Source organism: Methanocalculus sp. (assembly GCF_030651615.1).
Taxonomy (GTDB): Archaea; Halobacteriota; Methanomicrobia; order Methanomicrobiales; family Methanocorpusculaceae; genus Methanocalculus.
Genome location: NZ_JAUSCG010000228.1, coordinates 1 through 3,487, shown reverse-complemented (window position 1 = coordinate 3,487; position 3,487 = coordinate 1). Strand labels below are relative to the sequence as shown.

Below are 3,487 nucleotides of genomic sequence, written 5' to 3'. Positions count from 1 at the left end.
GCACTTGGCACGCTCCCATCCATCATCAATGACTGTCTGATGTTCTCGGTTATCGCCCTTGGTGCCATCATCCTCTATATTTCAACCAGCGGGGATTTCCTCTCGTACATCGGTCTCTTTGGGACATTCATGCTCGCACTGTATCGTCTCGTGCCAATAGCAACCCAGGCACAGAGTAATCTTTCTTATATGGTTCAATATCTTCCTGCACTCGAACTCGTCTATGGTGAACTGATCCGCGAAGAGAGTGGACAGGAGAAAAGGAAGGCGCAGGGTGACGGAAAGTCCTTCTCTTTTGGTAATACAATTGCATTTCAGGGGGTGACGTTCCGCTATCCCGGAGCTTCGAAAGATACTATCAGCAGTCTCTCATTTGAGATCCCAAAGAATACGTCGGTTGCGATCGTCGGTGATTCGGGCTCAGGTAAGACGACGATTGCAAACCTGCTTGCTCTCCTGTATACTCCTGATCGCGGGATGATATCGATCGACGGCGTGGATGTGACCAGGTTTGACACAACAAGCTACCTGCGTTCACTTGGGTATATCGGACAGGAGACCTTCATCTACCATGATACGATCAAGGAGAATATCCGGTTTGGCCTTGATTGTACAGATGACGAGGTGATCGAAGCTGCCAAACGAGCGGATGCTCATGACTTCATCATGCGGACTGATCATGGGTATGAGACAGTGATCGGTGATCAGGGGATGAAGCTCTCAGGCGGCCAGCGGCAGCGGGTAGCGATTGCCCGGATCATCCTCAGAAATCCCGAGATCCTGCTTCTGGATGAGGCGACGAGTTCGCTTGATAATATCTCTGAGAAGCGAATTATCGATGCGATCCAGAAGCTGTCAGAAAATATGACGGTGATTACAATTGCACACCGTTTGTCGACGATCCGGGATGCGGATGTGATCTATGTGCTGAGGGAGGGCCAGATCATGGAGAGTGGGAATCATGAGGGGCTGCTTGCAATGAAAGGGGAGTATTATCAGCTATACCTTGGGCAGGAGAAAGGTGATGATGAGAGGCCTATTTCTGATGATGAGGAGAATACACCCTAAGATAGGATCTCATTGAGAACATGATGTTTATCTTCCTCTCTGACTCGATCCCGAAGGGAGCAGATACCAACGATCTTAAGAGAGATCTCTGTACCTGGTTTGATAGGAGGTACAAAGAAGCGGAAGAGTTCAGGTCTGCTGCCTCCAGTGCTTTCTCCGGTCTCCGGAATTTTGAGTCAATAGTCCTAAGCAGGATCTGGTGATACCCATGATTCCAGCGCAAGATGAAACAAAAGTACGGAGTAACAATCAAATGAAAACGATCATTCTTGCCGGAGGGAGTGGCACCCGCCTCTTCCCGCTCTCCAGAGAGCATTTTCCAAAACAGTTCATCAGGCTCTTCGATAACGTTTCACTCTTCCAGAAGACAGTCACCCGTGCTCTCCTCTTCTCAACAGAGGCTGAGATCACAATCGTCACAAATGCGGACCATGCATTCCTCGTCCGCGATCAGCTCGCAGAGATCAAGTGTCATGCCTCGATCCTCGTTGAGCCTGAGGGGAAGAACACACTCCCTGCCATCTACTATGGCGTGAAGACGATTGCTGAGGAGCATGGCCAGTCCACAATCGCGGTGCTCTCCTCAGATCACCTGATCGAGTCTGATAGTGACTATCTGCTTGCATTCCAAAGAGCGGAACACCTTTCGAAGGATCATCTGGTCGTCTTCGGGGTGCTCCCGACATCCCCCCATACCGGGTATGGCTATATCAGGCCCGGCCGGGAGATCGGCGGTGGAGATGCTTCAAACGGTTATGCAGTGGACGCCTTCTTCGAAAAACCCGACCAGACGACTGCTGAAGCATACCTCAACGAAGGGTATCTCTGGAATAGCGGGATGTTCGTCTTCAACTCTTCGATTTTTCTGGATGAATGCTGTCAGTACGCACCCGTTGTAGTGGAAGCTTTTGAGCACCCGGTCGATGAGGCATACCGGATTACCCCTCGGATCTCGATCGATTACGGGATCATGGAGAAGACCGATCGTGCGGCGGTGGTCCCGTTTGCGTCGGGATGGAACGATCTCGGCACCTTCGATGCACTCTATTCAGTGCTCCCAAAGAACGGCGATAAAAACGCGGTCAGGGGCGAGCATATCGGCATCCGGTCGCATGACAACCTGATCATCGGGGATCGGCTCATCGCAACCATCGGGATCTCCAATCTCGCCATCGTCGAGACGAAGGATGCGATCCTCGTCGCCTCGCGGGATCAGGCGCAGCATGTCGGCGAGGTTGCGAAACTCCTCAAAGAACGGGGTGACGAACGCGCCTCTTTCCACACGCAGGTGCACCGGCCCTGGGGCTCCTATACGACCCTTGAGGATGGCGGCATCTACAAGATCAAGCGGGTGTCAGTTCCGCCGGGCCGCCGCCTCTCGCTCCAGATGCACCACCACCGGAGCGAGCACTGGGTGGTGGTGAAGGGAACGGCCGAGGTGACGATTGGTGGTGAGACCTTCCTTCTGAAGAACGGTGAGTCGACGTATGTTCCGGTGGGGACAGTGCACCGGCTCGCGAATCCCGGCCTGCTGCCGCTTGAGCTGATCGAGGTGCAGATCGGGGAGTATACGGGGGAAGATGATATCGTCCGGATAGAGGATGATTTTCAGAGAGTTTAATGTTGAATTATAGTAAAACGTAGGAATACGGAATAAGCGATCATTGTAACAATAGAACTCATCAAAATCTGGAGAGACCATGACAAAAAAAGCATTCATCACCGGCATCACCGGCCAGGACGGCTCATACCTTGCAGAACTCCTGCTTCATAAAGGCTATGAGGTACATGGCCTTGTACGGAGATCATCCACCTTCAATACCAGTAGGATAGATCAGATCTATGTCGATCCCCATGAACCTGATGCACGGCTCTTTCTCCATTACGGAGATCTCGCCGACTCCGAGCAGATATCAAATATCATGTACAATGTCAGGCCGGATGAGGTCTATCATCTCGGTGCCCAGAGCCATGTCAGGGTCAGTTTTGACACCCCTGAGTACACCGGCAATGTGACTGCCCTTGGTACTACCCGGCTCCTTGAGGCTGCACGGCGGAGCAATAAGGGTGTGAAGTTCTACCAGGCATCATCCAGTGAGATGTTTGGTGCGGCACATCCTCCCCAGAATGAATCTACTGAATTCTGTCCACGCAGCCCCTATGCCTGCGCCAAGGTCTATTCCTACTGGATGGTGAAGAATTACCGGGAAGGGTACGATATGTTCTCCTGTAACGGCATGCTCTTCAACCATGAATCGCCACGCCGGGGGGAGACCTTTGTGACCCGGAAGATCACCCGGAGCATCGCCCGCCTCCTCTCCGGGAAGGAAAAGTACCTGTACCTCGGGAACCTGGAAGCGAAACGGGACTGGGGATTTGCTCCCGAATATGTCGAGTGCATGTGGATGATGCTCCAGCA

Annotated in this window: 3 protein-coding genes; all 3 read left to right on the top strand. The window is 52.5% G+C overall.

The window, feature by feature from the left end:
* Positions 1-1,068 (top strand): ABC transporter ATP-binding protein (locus Q7V06_RS09575; protein ID WP_304840954.1); only part of this gene is annotated, 1,068 nt, incomplete at its 5' end.
* 253 nt (positions 1,069-1,321) lie between these two features.
* Complete coding sequence (locus tag Q7V06_RS09570; protein WP_304840952.1) at positions 1,322-2,689, top strand: mannose-1-phosphate guanylyltransferase/mannose-6-phosphate isomerase; 1,368 nt, start codon at positions 1,322-1,324, stop codon at positions 2,687-2,689.
* A gap of 79 nt (positions 2,690-2,768) precedes the next feature.
* A partial coding sequence (locus Q7V06_RS09565) for a GDP-mannose 4,6-dehydratase (protein WP_304840950.1) occupies positions 2,769-3,487 on the top strand: 719 nt, incomplete at its 3' end.

Excerpts from the sequence above, each read along its gene's own strand:
- Q7V06_RS09570 (WP_304840952.1), top strand. The coding sequence starts at position 1,322 with ATGAAAACGATCATTCTTGCCGGAGGGAGTGGCACCCGCCTCTTCCCG.